Below are 21,974 nucleotides of genomic sequence, written 5' to 3'. Positions count from 1 at the left end.
TTCAGCGCGGAGCGTCCACCAGCGCCCGTAGCACATGGTCTTCCCAGACCCCGGCGATCTTCAGGTAGGCGCGGGCGTAGCCTTCCTTCTCGAAGCCGAGGCTTTCCAGCAGGCGCTCGCTGCGTGCGTTGCGCGGCAGGTGGCTGGCCATGATCCGGTGCAGGCCGAGCTGCTCGAAGCAATACCGGTTGGCTACCCGCAGGGCTCGTGCCATCAGGCCGCGGCCCTGCGCCGCAGCGGCCAGGGAAAAGCCCAGGTGGCAGGCCTGGAATACCCCGCGGACGATGTTGGTGTAGCTGCAGCGCCCCAGCACCTCGCCGTCGTCGGGATCGAGCAACAGCAGGAGAAGCGCCTCGCCGTCGTCCATGCTCGCCACCTGTAGCAGGGTGCGGGCGCGGGCGTTGTCCACGGAAAAATACCCCGGGTCGCGCAGCGGCTCCCATGGCGCCAGGTGCTCGCGGTTGGCGTTCTCGTAGCGGCTGGTCCGGACGAAATCGTCGGGTTGCAGCGCGCGCAGGAGGAAGTCCGCGTCGCGATGCAATATCGGCACCTGCCGCCGGTTGCCCGGCAAGACCCTCGGGTAGCCGGGCGGGAAGGGCGCCAGGGCAGACTTGAAGTCATTCATAGAACTTGCCCGCCAGCATCAGCTGCGCCGCGCGCCGCCAGGCATTCTCCGGCCTGGAATAGCCCGGCAGGCCGTCGCGGGAGTCCTCGCCCCAGGTCGCGGCGGCATCGAGGAAGCCACCGATGCTGCCGTTCTCCCAACCCAGCGGGCTGGGGCCGAACGGTTTCGGCGGGTTGGCGGCGGCGAGGCGGCGGTCTTCCTCCCAGTCCGCCGCCAGCGCGGCGAGGAAGCGCAGGAAACCCGCTTCGTCCTCGACCTGTTCGGCCAGCGCGTAGAGATCGGTTGCCATGTGCTTCCTCCTGGAAGTGGGTTTCGGGATACGACGGCGCGAGGTCGGAGCGCGGTCAGGCCGGGTGCAGCGATCATAGCGCGGACCGGCGCTGGCATGGCTCGCAGCCTGGCTGATGCGCGGGCGCGGGGCGATTGTCTGGGCGTACCAATGCCTGCCTCAACCAGAGCGTCTCGGTAGTCGGGCTGGCCGGCCTGGCGATCCTGGCATCGCGCGCCCCGCTGGGACCCGCCCGCTAGGGGACGGACGGCGATGCGGGCGCCGAGGAAAGTTGCCGGAGCCCGATCTACACTGGCGTTTAGCGGTAGGACGGCTATCTCCGGTTCTCCACTCCCTCGCGATGGACAGGCGCCATCAAGGAGTCGTGCGCGATGCTCTTCGGCAGAAAAAGCAGGGCGGTGGAAAGCGCCGCCAAGGATGAAGACCTGGCGTGGCGACTCGATGCCATCGGGCAGAACGTCGCCACCATCCGTTTCACTCCCGATGGCCAGATACTGTCCGCCAACCCGCTGTTCCTCGCGGTGGTCGGCTACTCGGCGGACGAGCTGGTCGGCAAGCACCATCGGATCTTCTGCGAAGAGGACTTCCAGGCCTCCGCCGCCTACGTGCGCTTCTGGAAGGAGCTGGCCAGCGGCACGCCCCAGCGCGGCGTGTTCAAGCGCCTGCGGCGCGATGGTACGCCGGTCTGGCTGGAGGCCACCTATTTCCCGGTGAAGAATGCCGAAGGGGCGGTCGTCGAGGTGCTGAAGATCGCCGCCGACGTGACCCGCAACCATTCCGAACTGCTCCTGCTCAACGCGATCAACGACGCCATACGCCAGTCCATGGCGGTCATCGAGTTCACCCCGGACGGCGAGATACTCGATGCCAACGAGAACTTCCTGCGTCTCTTCGGCTACAGCCTCAAGTCGCTCAAGGGCCAGCACCACCGCATGCTCTGCTTCGACGAGTTCTATCGGGAGAACCCGGATTTCTGGGCCCGGCTGCGGCACGGCGAATTCTCCCGCGGGCATTTCGAGCGCCGCAGCGCCGCCGGCGAGCGGGTACATATCGAAGCCACCTACAACCCGGTCAAGGACAGTTCGGGGCGGATAATCAAGGTCATCAAGTTCGCCATCGACGTTACCGAGCAGGTCAATCGCAACGAGGAGGTACGGCGCGCCGCCGAGCTGTCGTTCTCCACCGCGGAAGAGACCGCGCAGATTTCCACCCGCGGCATCGACTCCCTCGACCAGTCCGTCGCCCTGTCGGCCAAGACCCTGTCGATGGTCAACACCGCCGTCGGCCTGATTTCCCAGCTCACCCACCAGACCAAGGACATCGAGAACATCGTCACCACCATCCAGAGCGTCGCCGAACAGACCAACCTGCTGGCCCTCAACGCCGCCATCGAGGCGGCTCGCGCCGGCGACATGGGGCGCGGCTTCGCGGTGGTCGCCGACGAGGTGCGGCAACTGGCGGCGCGCACCAGCGGCGCCACGGTGGAGATCAAGAACGTGGTCACCGAGAACGTCAAGCTGACCCAGCAGATCAACCACAACATGCAGACCATCGAGTCCAGCGCCCAGGAGAACAACAACCAGATCACCACCGTGGCCGGCATCATGCAGGAGATCAGCAAGGGCGCCGAGCACGTGGCGCGGGTGGTGTCGAGCCTGTTCAAGTGACCTCGGCGCAGGCCTCCGGCGGCCGATAGCGGCGCAGGCGTCGAGCATCCGCCCGCCTTTGTGGCATGGCCATGGCCGTCATTTACTTTGAACGTATCTTCGAGCCGTTCGGTCGGACCTGAAAAAGCGGCATCCGCCGCGCCGATGCACCGACCGTGAGGCTTGTACCATGACCAATCCGGAGCCGGCGGACCTGCCGATCAGCCTGCTGATCAATGGCCAGCGCCGAGAGCTGAGAGTACCCCCGTGGCTGACGCTGCTCGACCTGCTGCGCGAGCGGCTCGACCTGGTGGGCAGCAAGAAGGGCTGCGACCACGGCCAATGCGGCGCTTGCACGGTGTTGTGCAACGGTCGCCGGATCAACGCCTGCCTGACGCTGGCGGTGATGTGCGACGGCGATGCACTGACTACCATCGAAGGTCTGGCCGAGGGTGATCGCCTGCATCCCCTGCAACAGGCGTTCATCCGCCATGATGCCTTCCAGTGCGGCTACTGCACGCCCGGACAGATCTGTTCGGCCCTTGGCCTGGCGAGCGAGGGGCGGGCGCGCTCGCGGGCAGAGATCCGCGAGGGCATGAGCGGCAACCTGTGCCGCTGCGGCGCCTACGGCAATATCCTCGACGCCGTGGAAGACGCCTTGCCGCTGCTCGATCGCGACGGGCAGGGAGGGCAGCGCGCATGACGCCCTTCGCCTATGCCAAGCCGGCCGACATCGAGCAGGCGCTGGGCCTCGCCGGTCCGGAGTCGCGCTACATCGCCGGTGGCACCAACCTGCTCGACCTGATGAAGGAAAACGTTGCCAGGCCCCGGCGACTCATCGACATCACCGGCCTCCCGCTGCGCGACATCCGCCGGACGCCCACCGGCGGCCTGCTGGTCGGAGCCCTGGTCAGCAACGCCGAACTGGCCTGGAATCCCGCTGTGGAGGCGGACTATCCCTTGCTAGCCCAGGCGATCCTCGCCGGCGCCTCGCCGCAGTTGCGCAACATGGCCAGCACCGGCGGCAACCTGTTGCAGCGTACCCGCTGCCAGTATTTCTACGACACCGGCACGCCATGCAACAAGCGCGAGCCGGGCAGCGGATGCCCCGCGCGCAGCGGGCTGAACCGCAACCATGCGATCCTCGGCGCCAGCGAACACTGCGTGGCGGTACATCCATCCGACCTGTGCGTGGCGCTGGCGGCGCTGGAGGCTCAGGTACTGGTGCGCGGCCGCGCTGGCGAGCGGCGGGTCGCTTTCGCCGACTTCCATCGCCTGCCGGCGGACACGCCCGAGCGCGACAACTGCCTGGCCGTCGACGAACTGGTCACCGCCATCGAGCTGCCAGCGCCGCGCTTCGCCCGGCATTGCCACTACCTGAAGGTGCGCGACCGGGCCTCCTACGCCTTCGCCCTGGTCTCGGTGGCGGCGGCCCTGGAACCGGACGGCGAGCGCATTGGCGAACTGCGCCTGGCGCTCGGCGGCGTGGCCCACAAGCCATGGCGCGTCGCAGAGCTGGAGGAACGTTTCAGGGGCCACCCGGCGAACCGGGACAGCTATGTCCGCTTCGCCGAAGCGCTGCTGCGTGACGCCAGGCCGCTGGCCCACAACGCCTTCAAGATCGGATTGGCGCGCAACACCATCGTTCGCGCACTGGAAGAAGCCCACTCGGGAGGGATCGGCCAATGAGCAGCCTGCCACACAGCACCGGGCAAGCCCTGGATCGCGTCGACGGGCCAGCCAAGGTCACCGGCCAGGCTCGCTACGCCGCCGAATATCCTGCCGCCGACCTGCTCCACGGCAGCGTGGTCAGCAGCGACGTCGCCCGCGGCCGGGTGCGCGGCATCGACTGTGCGGCGGCCCTGGCGGTACCCGGGGTGGTCGCGGTACTGCATCACCTGAACCGGCCGCCGATGGCGGGCGACGACGAGCCCTACAAGGACGCCGATGCCGCCGAAGGCGAACCCTTCCGCCCGCTGTTCGACGACCGCGTCCTGTACAGCGGCCAGCCCCTTGCCCTGGTCCTGGCACGGAGCCTGGAACTGGCCCGCTACGCGGGCTCGCTGCTGCGCATCGATATCGAGCCCGAGCCGCACCAGACCGACCTGCTGGCCGCCCTCGACCAGGCCCATGAGGCTCCCGCCGAACTGCCCGCCGAGCGCGGCGATTTCTACACCGCCTACCGCGCCGCGCCGATTCGGGTCGAGGCCAGCTACAGCACGCCGATCGAGCACCACAATCCCATGGAACCGCACGCGTCCACGGTCATCGTCCAGCCCGACGGCAGCCTGCTGGTGCACGACAAGACCCAGGGGACGCAGAACAGCCAGGCCTACCTGCAAAAGGTCTTCGGCCTGCCCGCCGACAAGGTAAGGGTCTGTGCCGCCTACGTCGGCGGCGCCTTCGGCTCCGGCCTGCGTCCGCAATACCAGTTGGCCCTGGCGGTGATGGCGGCGCTGCAACTGCGGCGGTCGGTGCGCGTAGTGCTGACCCGCCAGCAGATGTTCACCTTCGGCTACCGGCCGCGCACCCTGCAGCGCCTGCAACTGGGCGCCGATGCCGAGGGGCGCCTCCTTGCGCTGGGCCACCAGGCGACAGCGCAGACCTCGCGCTTCGAAGACTTCACCGAGCACGTGGTGGAGTGGAGCGGCATGCTCTATCGCTGCGAGAACCTTTCCCTGGCCTACCGTCTGGTGCCGCTGGACGTCTATACCCCGCTGGACATGCGCGCCCCCGGCGCGGCGCTGGGGCTGATCGGGCTGGAATGCGCGATGGACGAACTGGCGGTGCGGCTCGGCATGGACCCCATCGCGCTGCGCCGGTTCAACTTCGCCGAGCGCAACGGCAACGAGGACAAGCCGTACTCCAGCAAGGCGCTGCTGGCCTGCTACGAGGAGGGCGCCCGGCGCTTCGGTTGGCAGGCCCGCGACCCACGGCCACGGAGCATGAGCGAAGGGCGCCAGTTGCTCGGCTGGGGCATGGCCGGCGGCGTCTGGGAGGCCATGCAGAGCAAGGCCAGCGCGAGGGCGCGGCTGGAGGCGGACGGCCTGCTGCGGGTGGCCAGCGCGACCACGGATATCGGCACCGGCACCTACACGGTGATGACCCAGATCGCCGCCGACGCCGCTGGCATGGCGCCGGAAGAGGTGCGCTTCCAGCTTGGCGACAGTGCGTTGCCCAAGGCTCCATTGCAGGGCGGCTCGTTCACCGTCTCGTCGGTCGGTTCCGCCGTCCGCCTGGCCTGCCTGCGCCTGCGCCAGGCCCTGGTCGCCCATGCCAGGGCCCGCCATCCGGAGCTGGCCGGCACCGCCGAAGAACGCTTCCGCATATGCCGTGGCCATCTGGAAGCGGGCGATACGCGATACGCCCTGGCCGACCTGCTGCAAGGGCTGCCGGAAGACGCGTTGCAGGTGGAGGTGGAAGCTGAACCCTCGGCGCGGCGCAAAGGCTACGCCACCGCGACCCATTCGGCGGTATTCGTCGAGGTGCGGATCGACGAAGCCCTCGGTACCCTGCGTGTGAGCCGGGTGGTCAGCGCGGTCGCGGCGGGGCGGGTGATCAACCCGAAGACCGCTCGCAGCCAGATACTCGGCGGGGTGGTCTGGGGCCTGGGCATGGCCTTGCAGGAGGAAACCCAGGTCGACCATGCGCTGGGCCGCTGCATGAACCACAACCTCGCCGAGTACCACATCCCGGTTAACGCCGATATTGGCGATATCGAGGTGATCTTCGTCGACGAACCCGACGATATCGTTAACGAACTGGGCTCCAAGGGCGTCGGCGAAATAGGCATCGTCGGCGTCGCCGCCGCAGTGGCGAATGCCGTGTACCACGCCACCGGCCGCCGCCTGCGCGACTTCCCGCTGACCGTCGACAAGTTGCTCGGCTGAGCCCGGCAGCCTGCGCAAGCGGCTTGGCGGCCACCTGCCGGGTCGCCGGGCTGGACTCTCCCCCAAGGGAAGATCGCAGGCCCCGCTCGCCACCCGCAACGGAGTCGAACACGACATGCCGCCGACAGCCTCGGTGGCGCCCTCGCCGAGCGCTACCGCGATGCCGGTCCAGGCGCACTTGTTGCATCGCGGCCACGCCGAAGCGGACCTGCCCGGCGCCCATTGGGCCATCGCCTGGGCCGAGCGTCCGGCCTGTGGTTGCAAGCGTTCGAGGGCAACCTGGCGGGCGCGAGGACCGTGTGGGTTGGAAGACCGGCGTTCCGCGTAGCGAGCGGTTTTCGCCTGGAAGCACGGTTGCGGGAAAAGTTCCGCTGGAAACCCTCCGACTTGCAGAACACGAGGCAGCCCGCATTCCTTGGCACTGCGCTTGATCGCGGCGAAAAGACCCACGGAAAATCACCGGGTCGTTCAGTCTTTGCCAAAGGAAATCAGTATGAAGAACGCAATGGCCCTGACCCTGGCCGGCCTGCTGGCCGCTCCTTCCCTCGGCTTCGCCGCCGCGCCGGATGCAGTGATGGTCTTCGCCCGCCAGGGCGACAAGGGCAGCGTATCCGTCGGCGACAAGCATTTCCGCACCCAGGCCTTCAAGGTCCGCCTGGTGAATGCGGCGAAGAGCGAGATCAGCCTGAAGAACAGCTGCCTGGTGGCGCTGTCCGCCGCCGGCCAGTCCTTCAGGCTGGATACCGTGGACGAGGAACTCACCGCCGAGACCCTCAAGCCGGGCGCCTCCGTCGAAGGCGACGCGATCTTCGCCTCCGAAGACGACGCGGTGTACGGCGCATCGCTGGTCAGGCTGAGCGACCGGTGCAAGTAGGCGACTAGCCGTTGCGCAGCGAAAGCCGCAGGGCAGCCTCGGCGGCTTTCGGGTGCGAGGAAACGGCTTTCGAAGGTTTCGGCGCGAATCTGAAATCATTCAGGGCGCGTTTCCGGCGCTTCTGGTTGCCTGGGCTGGGGGCCGAATTCTAGATACCCGGGGCCTAGAGGAGGGTAGACATCGTTCCAGGCTGCGCCCGAGCGAGGCGCTCGACCCACAAGGCACGCCCGGCCCCCTCTCCCGCGTGCGGGAGAGGGTTGGGGTGAGGGCCGCCAACACCACATTTCAAAAACCAAATCCGCAGCACTCAAGCCGCGACTATTGCGGTTAGCAGTGGGGGAGGTTGTGGTTCTGCGGGTGGCAATAGAGGTGCCCACCAGGTATGGGAGAGGCTATGGCTTAGGGAGGGAAGGGCTGTATACGGCCAATAGCAGTCACTCAAGGGCATCTGAGAAAGTTGGGAGAAACCCTGATCACCAATTGCGTGGCAATCCGTCCTAGTGATTTCGGCACGTAAGCCGCCCCCCCTTGCCTAACACCCAATTTGAAAGCTAATGTGCAATTCTGCCAGCATGCTAGCAGAAGAATTTTGCCGGGTTGATTCATAATCCAATGTCGGCGCAGAAAGCGTAATTTAGAGCTGTCGCCTGTTTAAAGGAGAATTTTATCCGCCAATTGGTGTCTAGTTATAGTTAGACGGTAGAGAGTATGTCTATAACCATATCAATGCGCAGTTATCTCTCAATAAGCCATATTTCTGCTGCAACTTTATTTGCACAAAAATGCTCCAAGATTGAAGAAAGTGTGGACCCGCTAAAAATTGAAGCAAGCGTTCGCAGCAGCCACAACGCATACGTCATATCAAGCATAATTCTCTCAGTTGCGTTTTTAGAGGCCGTCATAAATGAAATATTTTCCGATTGTGCGGATGATCATGTGACAGAGCGCATTAAAGAGCTGCCTGCAAAAGACCTTATGGCGCGACTTTGGAAGCTTGGGATACCAAGAACCGCCGCATACCCTATCTTGGAAAAATATGAAATTGCGCTTGAGCTGAATAATAAGCAACCAATAGATCAAGGTCTTAATCCATATCAAAACGCAAAAATCCTCATTGAGCTAAGAAATGCATTAATTCACTTTGAGCCAGAAACTATAATCAGCCAATCAGCTAGTGAGGGACGAAGAATTCATAAATTTGAAAAGCGCCTCACTGGAAAATTTGAAGTAAATAAACTAACTGGCATAGGCAATCCATTCTACCCCGACAAGGTTCTAGGGGCGGGCTGTGCCAATTGGGCCGTTTCAAGTGCTGTAAGTTTCGCAGATGTATTTTTTAATAACATAGGAATCACTCCAACGTATGAACACGTTCGCGGTGAGTTTCTGTAAATAAAAAAATGCCAAAATGCATCGACTAACAAATCGTTCGAACCACTCACTGAGTGGCCGGCTATAGTCGGCCTCTTAATCAAACGTTAGAGCAAGGAGAAGTATCGTTGGCATGGAACCGGACTAGGCAGCTAGAAAAGCAAGCTGAGTTAGAGTCATGGATCTCTTCCGAATTCGCCAAGCACGGTGTTTCGGATACGGAGGCGCGTCAGTTAGCCGACTCGTTTATGCAGCAGGCCGTCCAAGTCTCGCCACCGGATGAGGTAGAGCCGCTCCTCGAGTGCATCATGGTCGGCCGGTCCGGAAGGGGTGGTGGTCGTTCTTCGAAGCCCGGCAATGTCCGTTTTAACCTCCGCGCCCTGATAGACGCAGTTGCGAGCGGAACTTTGGGTATCACGGGAGCACAGGCTACCCCATACTTGATCCCATTGGTTGCTATCGTCTTCTGGAATGCTATCTGGAGAGCCATGAACATACAGCTCACGGAGCAAGAGGCGGTGGTGGTGTACGTCATGTGGATGCATAAGGACGCGAAGCACGAAGTTGTTTCCTCTGGGCTACTCCAGAAAGTCAACGATCATCAAGGGAAATACGGTCGATCGCCTCTTTCAAGTCAGGATCTTACTCATGCTCTCCGAAACTTGGAGAGCATCGGGTGCATTAAGAAGTCGCGGAATGGCACTGATGGCTGGTGGCTCTGTGAGTGGGTGAGGCCAACCTATCGGTAGTCCGAGCACAGAGGGCGGATGGAACAAGAGCCCTAGCAAAGCCATGGAGCACGACGGCTGCTTCGCAGCCACTGCTCATGGCTGGCGTTAGCTACCGCTTCTGGCCGGTAACAGCCATCTGCGAAGGGCCGCTATGGGTCGGATTGCGACGGTCATCCCTCGACCGCCGCAGTTGCTCGTCAGACCTCAGTCTGCTCCGCCATCTCCAATGCGTCATCGACCTCAATCCCTAGGTATCGGACCGTGCTCTCAAGCTTCGTATGGCCGAGCAGGAGTTGCACTGCTCTTAGGTTCTTTGTTCTGCGATAGATCAGTGATGCCTTCGTACGTCTCATCGTGTGGGTGCCATACATGGCTGGATCAAGGCCAATCGCTTTTACCCAAGCTTTGACGATTCGGGCGTATTGCCGGGTAGAGAGATGTTCTGAATCATGTAGCCGGCTTGGAAAAAGGCAATCCTCGCTCTGGAGATGGGCTTGATGTATCCAAGCTTCCAGAGCCACCCGCGTTTGCTCTGTAATCTCGAACTGCACTGGACGCTGGGTTTTCTGCTGCATCACGATCGCTCGCGAAGATACGTGTTCCCCATGGGCAACATCGCGGACGCGAAGCGTGGTCAAATCGCAGGCTCGTAGCTTGCTGTCGATGGCCAGATCGAAAAGAGCCAAATCCCGGGTTTCTTCCGCGATTTGGAGCCTTACCCGTATGGCCCAGATATCTTTGAGCCGGAGCGGGGCTTTCTGCCCGACCAGTTTTCCTTTGTTCCATGGTTGATGGTTGTATGTCGCAATAGTGTTCATGGTTTGTCCTCCATGTGGGAAGGACAAGGATGCCAACTAGAGCCAAGGACGCTTACCGACACAAAGGAGACTTTGATTGACCTAGGGCGCCTCTCTAGGCACTATTCTTCGGTATATGAACTGCTAAATTTTGAACATGAATAGGGGTGAAGGATGGAGGATGAGGCATTTAGTATCTGGACGCCGCACCAGGCGTTCTACATTCAGTCGATGCTCTTCAATACGGCCTCTGCCTTCCAGTCGTGCAACATTGCAGAAAAGATCATCCAGAAGATCTCAGATGGGAAGATTGATCCGCAAGAGAAGAAGGACATACTACTGGACTGCTTGCAGAACGTCGTCAACCAGTCTGGAGCTATATCGCGATACTTCTTCCCGTCGCGTGATGGTGTGAAAGGAACGGACAAGAAGACCATTCACAGGGATCGCGGACAGTATCTATCAAAGGTCTTTGGTGTAAAGGACGACAGCCCCCTGATGAATAGGGCGTTAAGAAATTCGATTGAACACTTTGACGAGCGGCTTGATCTTTATCTTCAAGACGGGATAGTCGGATACATCTTTCCTAGCCTCATTCTTCCTGAGCCTGAAGACTCGGATGTGCCTCATCACATTTTCAGGGCTTACTACTTGAAGGAAGGCATTTTTCAAGTGCTAGGTGAACGATACGAGATCCAGCCAATTGTTGATGAGATGGCCAGGATTCATGATCTCTTAGTCAAGTTTGACGGCAATGGCGGTGTCTTCCGCTCGTAAAAAGGGAGTAAACCTCCTTTTTATTGTGCTGACGCATAGATTTTGTCTAAGACGAAGTTCGCCACCTTGGCGATCTCTGGAGCCTCTGACGAATGTCCATTTTGGGCCGTTTTCTGACAGTCCAAATTGGTGAAATCAATACCAAGAGAGACGCCATACGCAGCTACCTTCCACCCAACTCTTCACCCATTCCTCCCCAACCTATACCCACTGACCGCCTCGTAAACCGCCTTCCGCAACCGGTTGATCCCGCCGATCGGCCGATGCTCCGGCAGTGCGTGCCAGGGGTTGAACGAGAGGTTGTCACAGAACAGGTTCTGTTCCCGGCTATCGAAATCCTGAGCTGGCACAATGATGTCGGCTATGGTGGCGAAGGGCGCGTCCGACTCCTTCCATTCGACGCTGGTGTCTTCGATGGGCATGTACTTGGCCGGGTCCTGGCGCTGCACCTGGAAGGCGTAGCAGGCGGGGGCGCGGTCGATGGAGAGTTGCTGGTACAGGGCGGCGCGGAGGAAGTTGGGCAGGTCCTGGTTCTGCTTCGGCAGCTCGTAGGCCGGGCACTTCTCCGGGGCGGGGACGACGCGGAACTTGATGTTGTGTTCGCCCAGCTTGTACGGCGAGATGCCGTTGTAGCCGGCGTGCAGCGGGCTGTCCGGGGCGGGGGCGAGGGTGCGCAGGGCGATCAGCAGGTGGCGCAGTTCCCAGCTGGCGGGGTTCCAGTTGGGGAAGAAGGCCAGGGCTTTCTTGCCGTCGGCCTGGGCGGCGAAGTTCTGCCGGTATTCGGCGATGTCGCGGATGAAGAACACCGGCTGGTTGAACATGACGAAGTCCTGCTCGCCGTCATGGCCGCGGCCGGGCAGGAGTTTTTCGCCGGGCACGTCGAGCAGCTTGATGGCCATGCCGCGCGCGTCGTTCTTGCTGTCGAACTGCGGGTAGGCGTTGCCGTTGGAGAAGCGCACCCAGGCGTTCCAGCTCTTGCCCGCTTCGGCGAACACGCCGCGACGCAGGGTTGGGTCGAGGTCGGCGCGTACCTTGAATTCGGCCTTCACGCAGCCGTGGGCCTTGGCGTGGGCATCGCGCAGGACGCGGGTGTTGTCGCGGTGCTGTTCGACCACGCGGATGGCGTCCTGGATGATCGCCTGGGTGATGCGGGCTTCGTCCGGGGCGATCTGCTCTTCCGCGGACACCGGGCCGGAGAATTTCCAGGCGTAGTAGAGGCTGCCGATGGCCCAGCCGCCGAGGCCGACGGCCAGCAGCAGGAGGAGCAGGCGGCCGAGCCATTTGCCGAGGAACAGCCAGGCGTGGGTGAGGAGTGCGCGCATGGAGTGGGTGTCCTTGGTGGTGTGCGTTGGCTGTGGGCTTTTATTCTTCTTGGGCGGGGAGTGCGCCACGATTGCTTCTCCCCGTCCTCTGGCCAGGCGTCCCCCCTGAAGGGAGAGGGGCTGCTCGGGGTGGAGAGGGGCGGCGGCGCCATGCCTCGCGCTTCTCCATTTCCCAGGTTCAGCGTTGCGCGGTCCGTTGCTCCGGCGCCGGGCATTTCGGGCCGGGCGTCCAGGGTGGGGTCTGGGCCGGGACCAGGCGGCGCTCGAATTCGGGGTTGCCGAGCACCTTCAGGTATTCCACCAGCGCCCAGCGTTCTTCCGGGCTGAGGGCGCGGCCGATCACGCCGTTCTGCCGGCAGCCGTCGCGGAATTCGTGGCCGCTGTTGCGGTTGCCGGTGAGACGGGTGTCGAGGAGGAAGCCGCCGGGGAATTTCTCGGTGCGGAATCCGACGAATTTCGGATCGAATTCGAAGGTGCCGACGTAGAACTGCGGCGAGCGTTCGGCGGCCGGGGAGAGCAGTTGGAACAGGTTGGGCACCGAGCCGTTGTGCAGGAACGGCGGGGTCGCCCAGACGCCGTCCAGCGGGCGGGCCTTGTAGGCGCGCAGTTCCTGTACGCCGATCGGCAGGTCGAAGCCGTTCATGGTCTTCTGCTGTTCCGGCGGGATGCCGGCGTCCCGGTAGGCGCGCTGCTCGACGAAGGCGGTGATGTAGGCCAGGCCCTTGGCCGAGGACAGTTGCGAGAGGTCGAGTTGCTGCGGATCGGCGCCGATCAGCTGGACGTTCATCCGCGCCAGTTCGTCGACGCTCCAGCCGAGCTTGCGCAGGTCGTAGCGGTGGTCGGCGATGTTGTCGGCGGTGGTCGGATCGGTGCCGATCACCTCGGTCGGCACCATGTGCATGCGCCACTCGGGATTGCGTCCGGGGGCGGCGTATTCCGCCGGTTGCACCTTGGGTGCATGGCAGAAGGCGCAGTTGGCTTCGAACAGGGCGCGGCCCTGGGAGGCGCGTTGCAGGTCGATGCGGCCGAAGAGGTCTTCCGGCCAGGTCGGCGGTTTCAGTTGTTGCAGGGTTTCTTCCAGGGCGTGCAGGTCGTGCAGGCGTACGCTGGAGGCGTAGCGCTGCTCGCCCCGCAGCGGCTGGCCGTGCTCGTCGAAGATCTGCAGGCGCGCGCCGACGCCGAGGGCCTCGCCGATATTGCGCGCCATCGGCTGCATGGCCGAGCCGTTCCATTGCACCCAGTCGAATTTCCAGATGTCCCAGAGCTGCGGATAGCTCACCGGGGCGTTGGCGACGCGGTAGTTGCCCGGGTCGATGGCATCGCCGAAGACGCTGTTGGCGATGCGCCCGAAGGCGTCGGTGCGGCCGGGGCCTTCCTCGGTGGGGTAGAGGTGGCGGCGGGTGTCGTTCCAGGCGGTGCGCAGGAGGGTGTCGAGCACGGCCTTGAAGTCGGCGCGCAGTTGCGACTTGTCCTGTTCGTAGCGTTCGCCGAGGACTTTCCTGGCGAAGCGGTTGAACTTGAACGGGTTGTAGTAGGTGGCGGCCATGCTTGCGCCGAGCGCCTGGCCGAAGGCGCCGCCGCGCAGGGTCGGCACGGTGGCGGCGATGGAGTGCATGGCGGCGCCGCCGTCGATGCGCAGCGACTTGCCCTGGTAGCGCAGTTCGCCGGTGTGGCAGGCGGCGCAGGTGATGTCCAGGTAGCGGGTGCCGGTCTTCTCGTCGCGGTGCTGGCTGAAGCCCACCGGCAGGTTGCCGGGGTTGAGGTCGCTGGCCTTCTGCTGCGGATCGACGAGGAAGCCGAAGCGGGCGAGGTATTCGGGGGCGGCGAAGGGTTCTTCGGAGAAGGGCAGTTCGAGGGCGGTGAACCAGTCGTAGTGCAGGCCCTTCACCAGGGTGCCCTGGGGCGTGTAGTAGAAGCGCTGGCGGGCCTCGTCCTGCCATTGCGGCAGGTAGCGTACCTCGCTCGGCGCCTGGTAGTGGGGGAGGTTGGGATTGGCGACGTAGTAGACCACCACCCCGACGACCGCCAGCACGATCACGCCGACAACCAGCAGAGCCTTTTTCACGGTGCGCATCAGGAACGTCCTTGTAGGCCTTTTTTTGGCACCGTTATGCCAAGGCGTTGGCATATTGGCAAGCTGCTATCAGCTTTTTTGACAAGGTTTTCTTGACAGCGAACGGGTGAAACGTTTGCGCAGGCCTCGCCTGGCGATGTTGGCGACGAAAGCTCGGTATTTCACCGGAGAAAGGCGGGACGCCGGAGCGTCTTGGAATGGCAGGGCGAGGCGCCAGCGGCCTGCCGGTCAGAGACCGGAGAAGGCCAGCCAGGCGATGATTGCGGCGTAGAGCATCCAGGTGGGATCGGTACGGCGGTCGAGCAGGGCTTTCATTTCTTCGCCTCCGCGCTCCAGAAGCCCTGGGCGTTGCGGAAGGGCTGGCGGGCCAGTTGTTCCAGGCGGGTGATGCCGTCGGCGCGCATGGCATTGATCAGGGCCGAGAAGGATTTGGCGGAGTAGCTCATGGTGTCGTCTCCAGTTCCGTTCTGGTTATTCGGGGATCTGGCGACTATGTAAACATCGGCGTTGGCGAATGAAAAATGGATAGTCTCACTAGCCACTATCGATGGAATTGATTGATAGGTGAGAACATCTCCCCGCCGCAGGGCGGGGCGATGCGGATCATTCCGGGTTGAACAGGATCACCGCCGCGCGCAGCTTGCTGCGGCCGAAGCGGCTCATCTTGTCGAACTCGGCGTGGCTTACCGGGATGTGTTGGCAATCCAGCGGCTGGCGGTGCTGGCTGTGGTCGACGTCGGGATCGTGGAGGTAGACGAAGTCCTCGTCGTAGTGGGTGACCAGCACCCAGTGCGGGGCCTTGGAGCGGGTCAGGCGGTAGCTGCTGATCAGCACCAGCGGCTGGCCGCCCCTGGCCAGCTGGCGCGGGATGTCGAGCCTGGCCGAGCGCTTCTGCTCGACGCCCGAGGCGTCCAGTTCCTCGCAGAAGTCCTCGTGGACCAGGCGCATCACCGCCTTCTTGTCTTCGTTGCGTACGCCGTCGAGGAACAGCGGGCCGCCGGCGGACAGCACCAGCTTGACCCGGAAGCCGCGCCGCCAGGCGGCCAGCGCCAGGCCCTGGGGGCTACAGCCGCCGTGCCCGGCGGTCATGTAGATGGTGGTCGCCTCGCGCCACAGGCGCAGTTCCTCGCGGCGGGTCAACTGGCGCTCCGGTTGCAGCGCGCCCATGGCCATCAGCAGGCAGGCCGGGCCGCAGGTGAAATCGGTGGTCTGCCGGTAGAAGGGCACGTGGCGGCGCTGGTCGTGGCCGGGATTGCGGATGCGTTTCTCGAAGCGCAGCGCTTCGCTGTGGTCCTCGTAGTAGTCGCGCACGGTGGCGAAGGGACGGTAGCCGTTGCGCTCGTAGAGGGCGATGGCGCCACGGTTGTCCGGGCGCACTTCCAGGCGCATGTAGGCGCGGTCGTTGTCCCGCGCGGCCTGCTCGGCGGCTTCCAGCAGCTTCTGGCCGAGGCCGATGCCGCGGGCGCGCGGGTCGATGGCGATGGAGTAGAGGCGGGCCAGCGAGGTGCCTTCGTGGAACAGCACCAGGGCGTAGCCGAGCACGCCGCCGTCGCCCTCGGCTACCGTCAGGCTGGCGTGGGCGCGGGTGAGCATCCACTGGAAGTTGCGGCGGGACAGGCGATCGTAGTCGAAGCAGCGGTTTTCCAGCTCGACCAGGGCGGACAGGTCGTCCACACCGGCCGGGCGGAGGGTCAGGTTCATAGCGGTCTCCACGGCCGCGGGCGGGAACTTCCGCGCGGGCGTGCTGTAATGGGTGCTGTACGCTTCGGTTTGCTGGCAGGCGCCATAGAGCGGTTTCGCAAGGGATTCCCGCCGAGTATTGGCCGGGATGCGTGCGCCGGCAAGCCGGTTCCGAATGCGCCGTGGTTTCGCTGTCACCCCGGGAGGTGTCGTGAGCAAGCTGTTCATCATCGTGGAACGCAAGGAAGACTGGACGTCCTATTACCCCAGCGAGGATGTGGTCACCGCCCAGGAATACCTGGAACTGCCCATCGACGACGACACTGGCAAGCGGGTCCAGGTGATCAACCTGTGCCGGCACTACAAGTACCTGCGCCATGGCTACTACTGCTCGCTGCTCGCCGAGGCGCGCGGGCACAAGGTGATCCCCTCGGTGCGGACGATCAGCGAGCTGGCCAGGAAGTCGCTGTACAGCCTGGTCCTGGAAGATCTGGATCGCACCCTGGACAAGGCCCTGGCCGCGCACCCCTACGGCAGCACCGATGGTTTCACCCTGACCCTGTATTTCGGCCGTACCGATATCGAGCCGCTGCAGGACCTGGCGCGACAACTGTTCGAGGCGTTTCCCTGCCCGTTGCTGCTGGTGGAGTTCAAGCGCAACCGCACCTGGCACATCGAGGGCATCAAGCCCGGCGCCATCCACAAGCTGCGCGAGGACCAGGAAGACCTCTTCGCCAACGCCCTGGACAGCTTCAGCCGGCAGATTTGGCGCAAGCCGCGTTCGCGCAAGCCGTTCCGCTACGACCTGGCGATCCTCCACGACCCCGGCGAGGCGTTCCCGCCTTCCGATGCCAAGGCGCTGAAGAACTTCGTGCGGGTCGGCCGCAGCCTCGGCATCGACGTCGACCTGATCGAGCGCAAGGACTATTCGCGGATCGCCGAGTACGACGCGCTGTTCATCCGCGAGACCACCAATGTCGCCGATCACACCTACCGTTTCGCCAAGAAGGCCGAGAGCGAAGGGTTGGTGGTGATGGACGACCCGGTGTCGATCCTGCGCTGCACCAACAAGGTGTACCTGGCCGACCTGCTGCGCAGCCACAAGCTGGGCATGCCGGCCACGGAGATTCTCTACAAGGAGAACCCGCAGGAACTGGAGAAGGTCGGCGAGCGCCTGGGCTTCCCGCTGGTGCTGAAGATTCCCGACGGCAGCTTCTCGCGCGGGGTGATCAAGGTGGAGGACCAGGAGCAGTTGCTGGCGGCCAGCGCCGAGCTGTTCGAGCGCTCGGTGCTGATCCTTGCCCAGGAGTTCTTCTATACCGAGTACGACTGGCGTATCGGCGTGCTCAACCGCAAGCCGATCTTCGCCTGCCAGTACTTCATGTCCAAGGGCCACTGGCAGATCTACGACCACAGCCCGGACGCCGAGGAGGTCAGCGGCGATTTCCGCACCATGCCCGTGCACGAGGCGCCGCGCAAGGTGGTGGAGCTGGCGGTGAAGACCGCCAATCTGATCGGCGACGGCCTCTACGGGGTGGACCTGAAGCAGGCCGGCGACAAGGTGGTGGTGATCGAGGTGAACGACAACCCGAACATCGACTGCGGGGTGGAAGATGTCTACCTCGGCGACGACCTCTACAAGCTGGTCCTGGAGGAGTTCGTCCGGCGCCTGGAAGTCAAGCGTCGCGGCTACGACTGATAAGACGATTTCGGCATTGGCGATATAAACAAAGATTCACTTTCGCGCGTCAAAAAATTGCTAGATTTTCCTTTCAGAGCGCCAACATGCCGTTTTTATGACGGCTCAAAGAATTGGCGCCGCAAAGGAGCACACATGCCAGATGCATCGAACCTCCGCCGTCTGCTGGTGGTGGACCCGTGCGACGATTGCCGGCGCCTGTTGCCGGGACTTCGCGAGGCGGGTTGGGCAGTGGACAGCTGCGCGCTGGAAACGGCGCGCGAACGCGCCTGCGACGTCGGCCTGCTGCGCCTGCGGCCGTTCCACCTGGAGCGGCCGGAGACGGTGAAGGACCTGATCAGCCGCAGCGGCACCGAGTGGATCGCCGTGCTCAGCCCGGACACCCTGCCGGTGAATGGCGTCGGCGATTTCGTCTGCGAATGGTTCTTCGACTTCCATACCTTGCCGTTCGACATGGCGCGGGTGCAGGTGACCCTCGGCCGCGCCTTTGGCATGGCCCGCCTGCGCGGGCGCGGCACGGTGCCCGGCGATGCCGAGGGCGAGCACGAACTGCTCGGCGAGAGCCTGGCCGTACGCGACCTGCGCCGGCTGCTGGCGAAGCTGGCGCCGACCGACTCGCCGGTACTGATCCGGGGCGAGAGCGGCACCGGCAAGGAACTGGTCGCGCGTACCCTGCACCGGCAGTCGCGGCGCGCGGACAGGCCGTTCGTCGCGATCAACTGCGGGGCGATTCCCGAGCACCTGATCCAGTCCGAGCTGTTCGGCCACGAGAAGGGCGCCTTCACCGGCGCGCACCAGCGCAAGGTCGGGCGGATCGAGGCGGCCGACGGCGGCACCCTGTTCCTCGACGAGATCGGCGACCTGCCGCTGGAGTTGCAGGCCAACCTGTTGCGCTTTCTCCAGGAACAGCAGATCGAGCGGGTCGGCGGTAGCCGGCCGGTCGAGGTGGACGTGCGGGTGCTGGCGGCGACCCATGTCGACCTGGAGGCGGCGATCGACGCCGGGACCTTCCGCGAGGACCTCTACTACCGGCTCAATGTCCTGCAGGTCGGCACCGCGCCGTTGCGCGAACGGAGCGAGGACCTGCCGCTGCTGGCCAATCATTTCTCCCGGCTCTACAGCCTGGAGACCGGCCGCCGCCCGCGCCGCTTCAGCGAGGACGCGCTGGCGGCGATGGCGATGCACGCCTGGCCGGGCAACGTCCGCGAACTGGCCAACCGGGTGCGTCGCGGGTTGGTCCTGGCGGAGGGGCGGCAGATCGAGGCCCAGGACCTCGGCCTGGAATGCGCGCGCGGCGACGGCCCGCCGTTGTCCAGCCTGGAGGTCTACAAGCTCTGCGCCGAGCGCCAGGCGATGTGCGACGCGCTGGCCCGCTACGGCGACAACCTCAGCGTGGCCGCGCGGATGCTCGGGGTGTCGCGGCCGACCTTCTACCGCCTGTTGCACAAGCACCGGTTGCGCTGAGTGGGCGGCGGGAGATCTGCCGGCCAGGCAAAATATCCTGCGTTTCCCAGCCGTAGCGAACTAGAATCCAACCGATCCCGACCGGTTCGCGACAGTTGCTCGTGGCGATTGACAGAATCTGTCAGATCGACGCATATTCACCTAACGCAAACGTTTGCGTCTGGATAATCTCCTGGAAAAGCCTCAATACAACGATAAGAAAAGCTGGAGGATACACCATGAAGCGGGTCGCTTCCCGGCGCCTGTTGGCTGCCGTTGTGCTGACTGCCTGTTCCTCGTTCCTGCCCCTGTCCGCCGTCCACGCGGAAACTCCCGAGAAGCCCAGGATCGCGCTGGTGATGAAGTCGCTGGCGAACGAGTTCTTCCTGACCATGGAGGACGGCGCCAAGGCCTACCAGAAGGAGCATGCCGACCGGTTCGAACTGGTTTCCAACGGCATCAAGGACGAGACCGATACCTCCAGCCAGATCCGCATCGTCGAGCAGATGATCGTTTCCGGGGTCGACGCACTGGTGATCGCGCCGGCCGATTCCAAGGCGCTGGTGCCGGTGGTGAAGAAAGCGCTGGATGCCGGCATCGTGGTGGTCAACATCGACAACCGCTTCGACCCGCAGGTGCTGCAGGTGAAGAAGATCGGCGTGCCCTTCGTCGGGCCCGACAACCGCAAGGGTGCGCGGCTGGTCGGCGAGTACCTGGCGAAGCGACTGAAGGCCGGCGACGAGGTCGGCATCATCGAAGGGGTCTCCACGACCACCAATGCCCAGCAGCGCACCGCCGGCTTCAGGGATGCGATGGACGCGGCGGGGATGAAGATCGTCTCCTTGCAGTCGGGCAACTGGGAAATCGAGAAGGGCAACGCGGTGGCTTCGGCGATGCTCAACGAGCATCCGGACCTCAAGGCGCTGCTCGCCGGCAACGACAGCATGGCCCTCGGCGCGGTATCGGCGGTGCGCGCGGCGGGCCGCGCCGGGCAGGTGAAGGTGGTCGGCTACGACAATATCCAGGCGATCAAGCCGATGCTCAAGGATGGCCGGGTGCTGGCCACTGCCGACCAGTTCGCCGCGAAGCAGGCGGTGTTCGGTATCCAGACCGCGCTCAAGCTGCTCGCCGGGCAAACCCCGGAACATGAGAAGGACGGCGTGGTCGAGACGCCTGTCGAGTTGGTGACCGCGCCCTGAGCCGTCCGATGGAGCCTTCCCATGTCTAGCGACGCATTGCCGCTGCTGAGCATCCGCGGGGTCGGCAAGACCTACGCGCAGCCGGTGCTGGCGGAGATCGACCTGCAACTGTTCGGCGGCGAGGTGCTGGCCCTGACCGGCGAGAACGGTGCCGGCAAGAGCACCTTGTCGAAGATCGTCGGCGGCCTGGAACGTCCCGGCGCCGGCAGCCTGGAGCTCCTCGGCCGGCCTTACGCCCCCGCTAGCCGCCGCGAGGCCGAGGCGCTGGGCGTGCGCATGGTGATGCAGGAACTGAACCTGCTGCCGACCCTGTCGGTGGCGGAGAACCTGTTCCTCCACGACCTGCCCCGGCGCGCCGGCTGGATCGACCGTCGGCGCCTGCGCGCGGCGGCCCGCGAGGCGATGGCCCAGGTCGGCCTGGAGGCGATCGATCCCGACACGCTGGTCGGCGACCTCGGCATCGGCCACCAGCAGATGGTCGAGATCGCCCGCAACCTGATCGGCGACTGCCGTTTGCTGATCCTCGACGAACCCACGGCGATGCTTACCGCGCGCGAAGTGGACATGCTCTTCGAGCAGGTCGAGCGGCTGCGCGAACGCGGCGTGGCGATCGTCTACATCTCCCATCGACTGGAGGAACTGGCGCGGATTTCGCAGCGCATCGCGGTGTTGCGCGATGGCCACCTGGTCTGCGTCGAGCCGATCGAGCGCTACGACGCCGACCAACTGGTGACCCTGATGGTCGGCCGCGAACTGGGCGAGCGCTTCGACCTGGGCCCACGGCAGACCGGTGCGCCGCTGCTGCGGGTGGAGCGGCTGAGCCGGCGCGGCAAGGTGCATGAGGTGTCGTTCGAGGTGCGCGCGGGGGAGATCTTCGGCATCTCCGGACTGATCGGCTCCGGGCGCACCGAATTGTTGCGCCTGATCTACGGCGCCGACCGCGCCGACGGTGGGCAGGTCCTGCTCGGCGATCCGCCGCAGCGCCTGAGCCTGCGTTCGCCGGCCGACTCGGTGCGCCAGGGGGTGGCGCTGATCACCGAGGACCGCAAGGGCGAGGGCCTGCTGCTGGACCAGTCGATCAGCGCCAACCTGGCCCTGGGCAACCTGCCGGCGCTGGCGCGCCACGGGGTGATCGACCGGCGCCGCGAGGAAGCCCTGGCGCGGCGTCAGGTGGAGGCGCTGCGGGTGCGCTGCGCGGACACCGCGCAGGCGGTGGGCGAACTGTCCGGCGGCAACCAGCAGAAGGTGGTGATCGGCCGCTGGCTGGAGCGCGACTGCCAGGTGCTGCTGTTCGACGAGCCGACCCGTGGCATCGACGTCGGCGCCAAGTTCGACATCTATGCCTTGCTCGCCGAACTGACCCGCCGGGGCAAGGCGCTGGTGGTGGTGTCCAGCGACCTGCGCGAGCTGATGCTGATCTGCGATCGCATAGGCGTGCTCTCGGCGGGACGTATGGTGAACACCTTCGAGCGCGACGCCTGGACCCAGGACGCGCTGCTGGCGGCGGCCTTCGCCGGTTACAAGAAACGCGACGCGCTGCTGGCGACGTCGTGAATA

18 protein-coding genes and 1 pseudogene are annotated in these 21,974 nt (G+C 64.3%); 12 read left to right on the top strand and 7 right to left on the bottom strand.

Annotation, left to right across the window (positions count from 1 at the left end):
• Position 1: 1 nt before the first annotated feature.
• Entirely contained in the window at positions 2-571 is a 570-nt protein-coding gene (locus HMPREF2716_RS07440) for a GNAT family N-acetyltransferase (protein ID WP_004343221.1), read from the bottom strand.
• A gap of 46 nt (positions 572-617) precedes the next feature.
• Positions 618-914 (bottom strand): DUF7660 family protein, encoded by a 297-nt coding sequence (locus HMPREF2716_RS07435; protein ID WP_003114923.1) that lies wholly within the window; start codon positions 912-914, stop codon positions 618-620.
• A 371-nt stretch (positions 915-1,285) separates the two neighbouring features.
• On the opposite strand from HMPREF2716_RS07435, the pseudogene HMPREF2716_RS30000 reads away from it, so the two are divergent.
• The 7 genes and pseudogenes from HMPREF2716_RS30000 to HMPREF2716_RS28595 all read left to right on the top strand — a co-directional run.
• A pseudogene (locus tag HMPREF2716_RS30000) lies at positions 1,286-2,053 on the top strand (PAS domain-containing protein); the annotation flags it as partial.
• A complete protein-coding gene (locus HMPREF2716_RS29995; protein ID WP_369700333.1) occupies positions 2,030-2,581 on the top strand; it encodes a methyl-accepting chemotaxis protein in 552 nt (183 codons plus the stop codon). The pseudogene HMPREF2716_RS30000 and the gene HMPREF2716_RS29995, both read left to right, overlap by 24 nt.
• Positions 2,582-2,750: 169 nt before the next feature.
• Positions 2,751-3,263 (top strand): (2Fe-2S)-binding protein, encoded by a 513-nt coding sequence (locus HMPREF2716_RS07425; RefSeq protein WP_010794083.1) that lies wholly within the window; start codon positions 2,751-2,753, stop codon positions 3,261-3,263.
• Positions 3,260-4,249 (top strand): FAD binding domain-containing protein, encoded by a 990-nt coding sequence (locus HMPREF2716_RS07420; RefSeq protein WP_010794084.1) that lies wholly within the window; start codon positions 3,260-3,262, stop codon positions 4,247-4,249. Before HMPREF2716_RS07425 ends, HMPREF2716_RS07420 begins: the two co-directional genes overlap by 4 nt.
• Positions 4,246-6,450: a xanthine dehydrogenase family protein molybdopterin-binding subunit gene (locus HMPREF2716_RS07415; protein WP_003102357.1), complete on the top strand. Its 2,205-nt coding sequence runs from the start codon at positions 4,246-4,248 to the stop codon at positions 6,448-6,450. Before HMPREF2716_RS07420 ends, HMPREF2716_RS07415 begins: the two co-directional genes overlap by 4 nt.
• 493 nt (positions 6,451-6,943) lie before the next feature.
• Complete coding sequence (locus tag HMPREF2716_RS07410; RefSeq protein ID WP_003102356.1) at positions 6,944-7,324, top strand: DUF4354 family protein; 381 nt, start codon at positions 6,944-6,946, stop codon at positions 7,322-7,324.
• A 726-nt stretch (positions 7,325-8,050) separates the two neighbouring features.
• On the top strand, positions 8,051-8,716 hold the full coding sequence (locus tag HMPREF2716_RS28595) for a hypothetical protein (RefSeq protein ID WP_023122161.1): 666 nt from the start codon (positions 8,051-8,053) through the stop codon (positions 8,714-8,716).
• Between the two features lie 907 nt (positions 8,717-9,623).
• Here the strand turns inward: HMPREF2716_RS28595 and HMPREF2716_RS07395 are convergent.
• Positions 9,624-10,244, bottom strand: coding sequence for a tyrosine-type recombinase/integrase (locus HMPREF2716_RS07395; protein ID WP_003111265.1), 621 nt, complete (start codon positions 10,242-10,244; stop codon positions 9,624-9,626).
• 153 nt (positions 10,245-10,397) lie between these two features.
• On the opposite strand from HMPREF2716_RS07395, the gene HMPREF2716_RS07390 reads away from it, so the two are divergent.
• The gene (locus HMPREF2716_RS07390) at positions 10,398-11,000 is read left to right on the top strand and encodes a hypothetical protein (RefSeq protein ID WP_023122160.1); all 603 of its coding nucleotides are present in this window, start codon (positions 10,398-10,400) and stop codon (positions 10,998-11,000) included.
• 182 nt (positions 11,001-11,182) lie between these two features.
• On the opposite strand, the gene HMPREF2716_RS07385 is transcribed toward HMPREF2716_RS07390, so the two are convergent.
• From HMPREF2716_RS07385 to HMPREF2716_RS07375, 4 genes are all read right to left on the bottom strand, one after another.
• On the bottom strand, positions 11,183-12,322 hold the full coding sequence (locus tag HMPREF2716_RS07385) for a catalase family protein (RefSeq protein WP_003117388.1): 1,140 nt from the start codon (positions 12,320-12,322) through the stop codon (positions 11,183-11,185).
• A gap of 178 nt (positions 12,323-12,500) precedes the next feature.
• A complete protein-coding gene (locus HMPREF2716_RS07380; protein WP_003117389.1) occupies positions 12,501-14,396 on the bottom strand; it encodes a di-heme-cytochrome C peroxidase in 1,896 nt (631 codons plus the stop codon).
• Positions 14,397-14,707: 311 nt separating this feature from the next.
• The gene (locus tag HMPREF2716_RS29800; RefSeq protein ID WP_003088290.1) at positions 14,708-14,842 is read right to left on the bottom strand and encodes a hypothetical protein; all 135 of its coding nucleotides are present in this window, start codon (positions 14,840-14,842) and stop codon (positions 14,708-14,710) included.
• Between the two features lie 157 nt (positions 14,843-14,999).
• Complete coding sequence (locus HMPREF2716_RS07375; protein ID WP_003113487.1) at positions 15,000-16,097, bottom strand: GNAT family N-acetyltransferase/peptidase C39 family protein; 1,098 nt, start codon at positions 16,095-16,097, stop codon at positions 15,000-15,002.
• Between the two features lie 190 nt (positions 16,098-16,287).
• Here HMPREF2716_RS07375 and HMPREF2716_RS07370 point away from each other — a divergent pair, with 190 nt between their 5' ends.
• The 4 genes from HMPREF2716_RS07370 (at position 16,288) to HMPREF2716_RS07355 (ending at position 21,971) form a co-directional block, all read left to right on the top strand.
• Positions 16,288-17,775 (top strand): RimK family protein, encoded by a 1,488-nt coding sequence (locus HMPREF2716_RS07370; RefSeq protein ID WP_003088294.1) that lies wholly within the window; start codon positions 16,288-16,290, stop codon positions 17,773-17,775.
• Positions 17,776-17,910: 135 nt separating this feature from the next.
• Positions 17,911-19,239: a sigma-54 dependent transcriptional regulator gene (locus HMPREF2716_RS07365; RefSeq protein ID WP_009876309.1), complete on the top strand. Its 1,329-nt coding sequence runs from the start codon at positions 17,911-17,913 to the stop codon at positions 19,237-19,239.
• Positions 19,240-19,457: 218 nt separating this feature from the next.
• Positions 19,458-20,417 (top strand): sugar ABC transporter substrate-binding protein, encoded by a 960-nt coding sequence (locus HMPREF2716_RS07360; protein ID WP_003121985.1) that lies wholly within the window; start codon positions 19,458-19,460, stop codon positions 20,415-20,417.
• Positions 20,418-20,438: 21 nt separating this feature from the next.
• A complete protein-coding gene (locus HMPREF2716_RS07355) occupies positions 20,439-21,971 on the top strand; it encodes a sugar ABC transporter ATP-binding protein (RefSeq protein ID WP_023518784.1) in 1,533 nt (510 codons plus the stop codon).
• Positions 21,972-21,974 lie beyond the last annotated feature (3 nt).

Source organism: Pseudomonas sp. HMSC076A11, from assembly GCF_001810205.1.
Classification (GTDB): domain Bacteria; phylum Pseudomonadota; class Gammaproteobacteria; order Pseudomonadales; family Pseudomonadaceae; genus Pseudomonas; species Pseudomonas aeruginosa.
The sequence above is the reverse complement of the archived record's forward strand: the minus strand, read 5'-3'. Positions and strand labels throughout refer to the sequence as shown.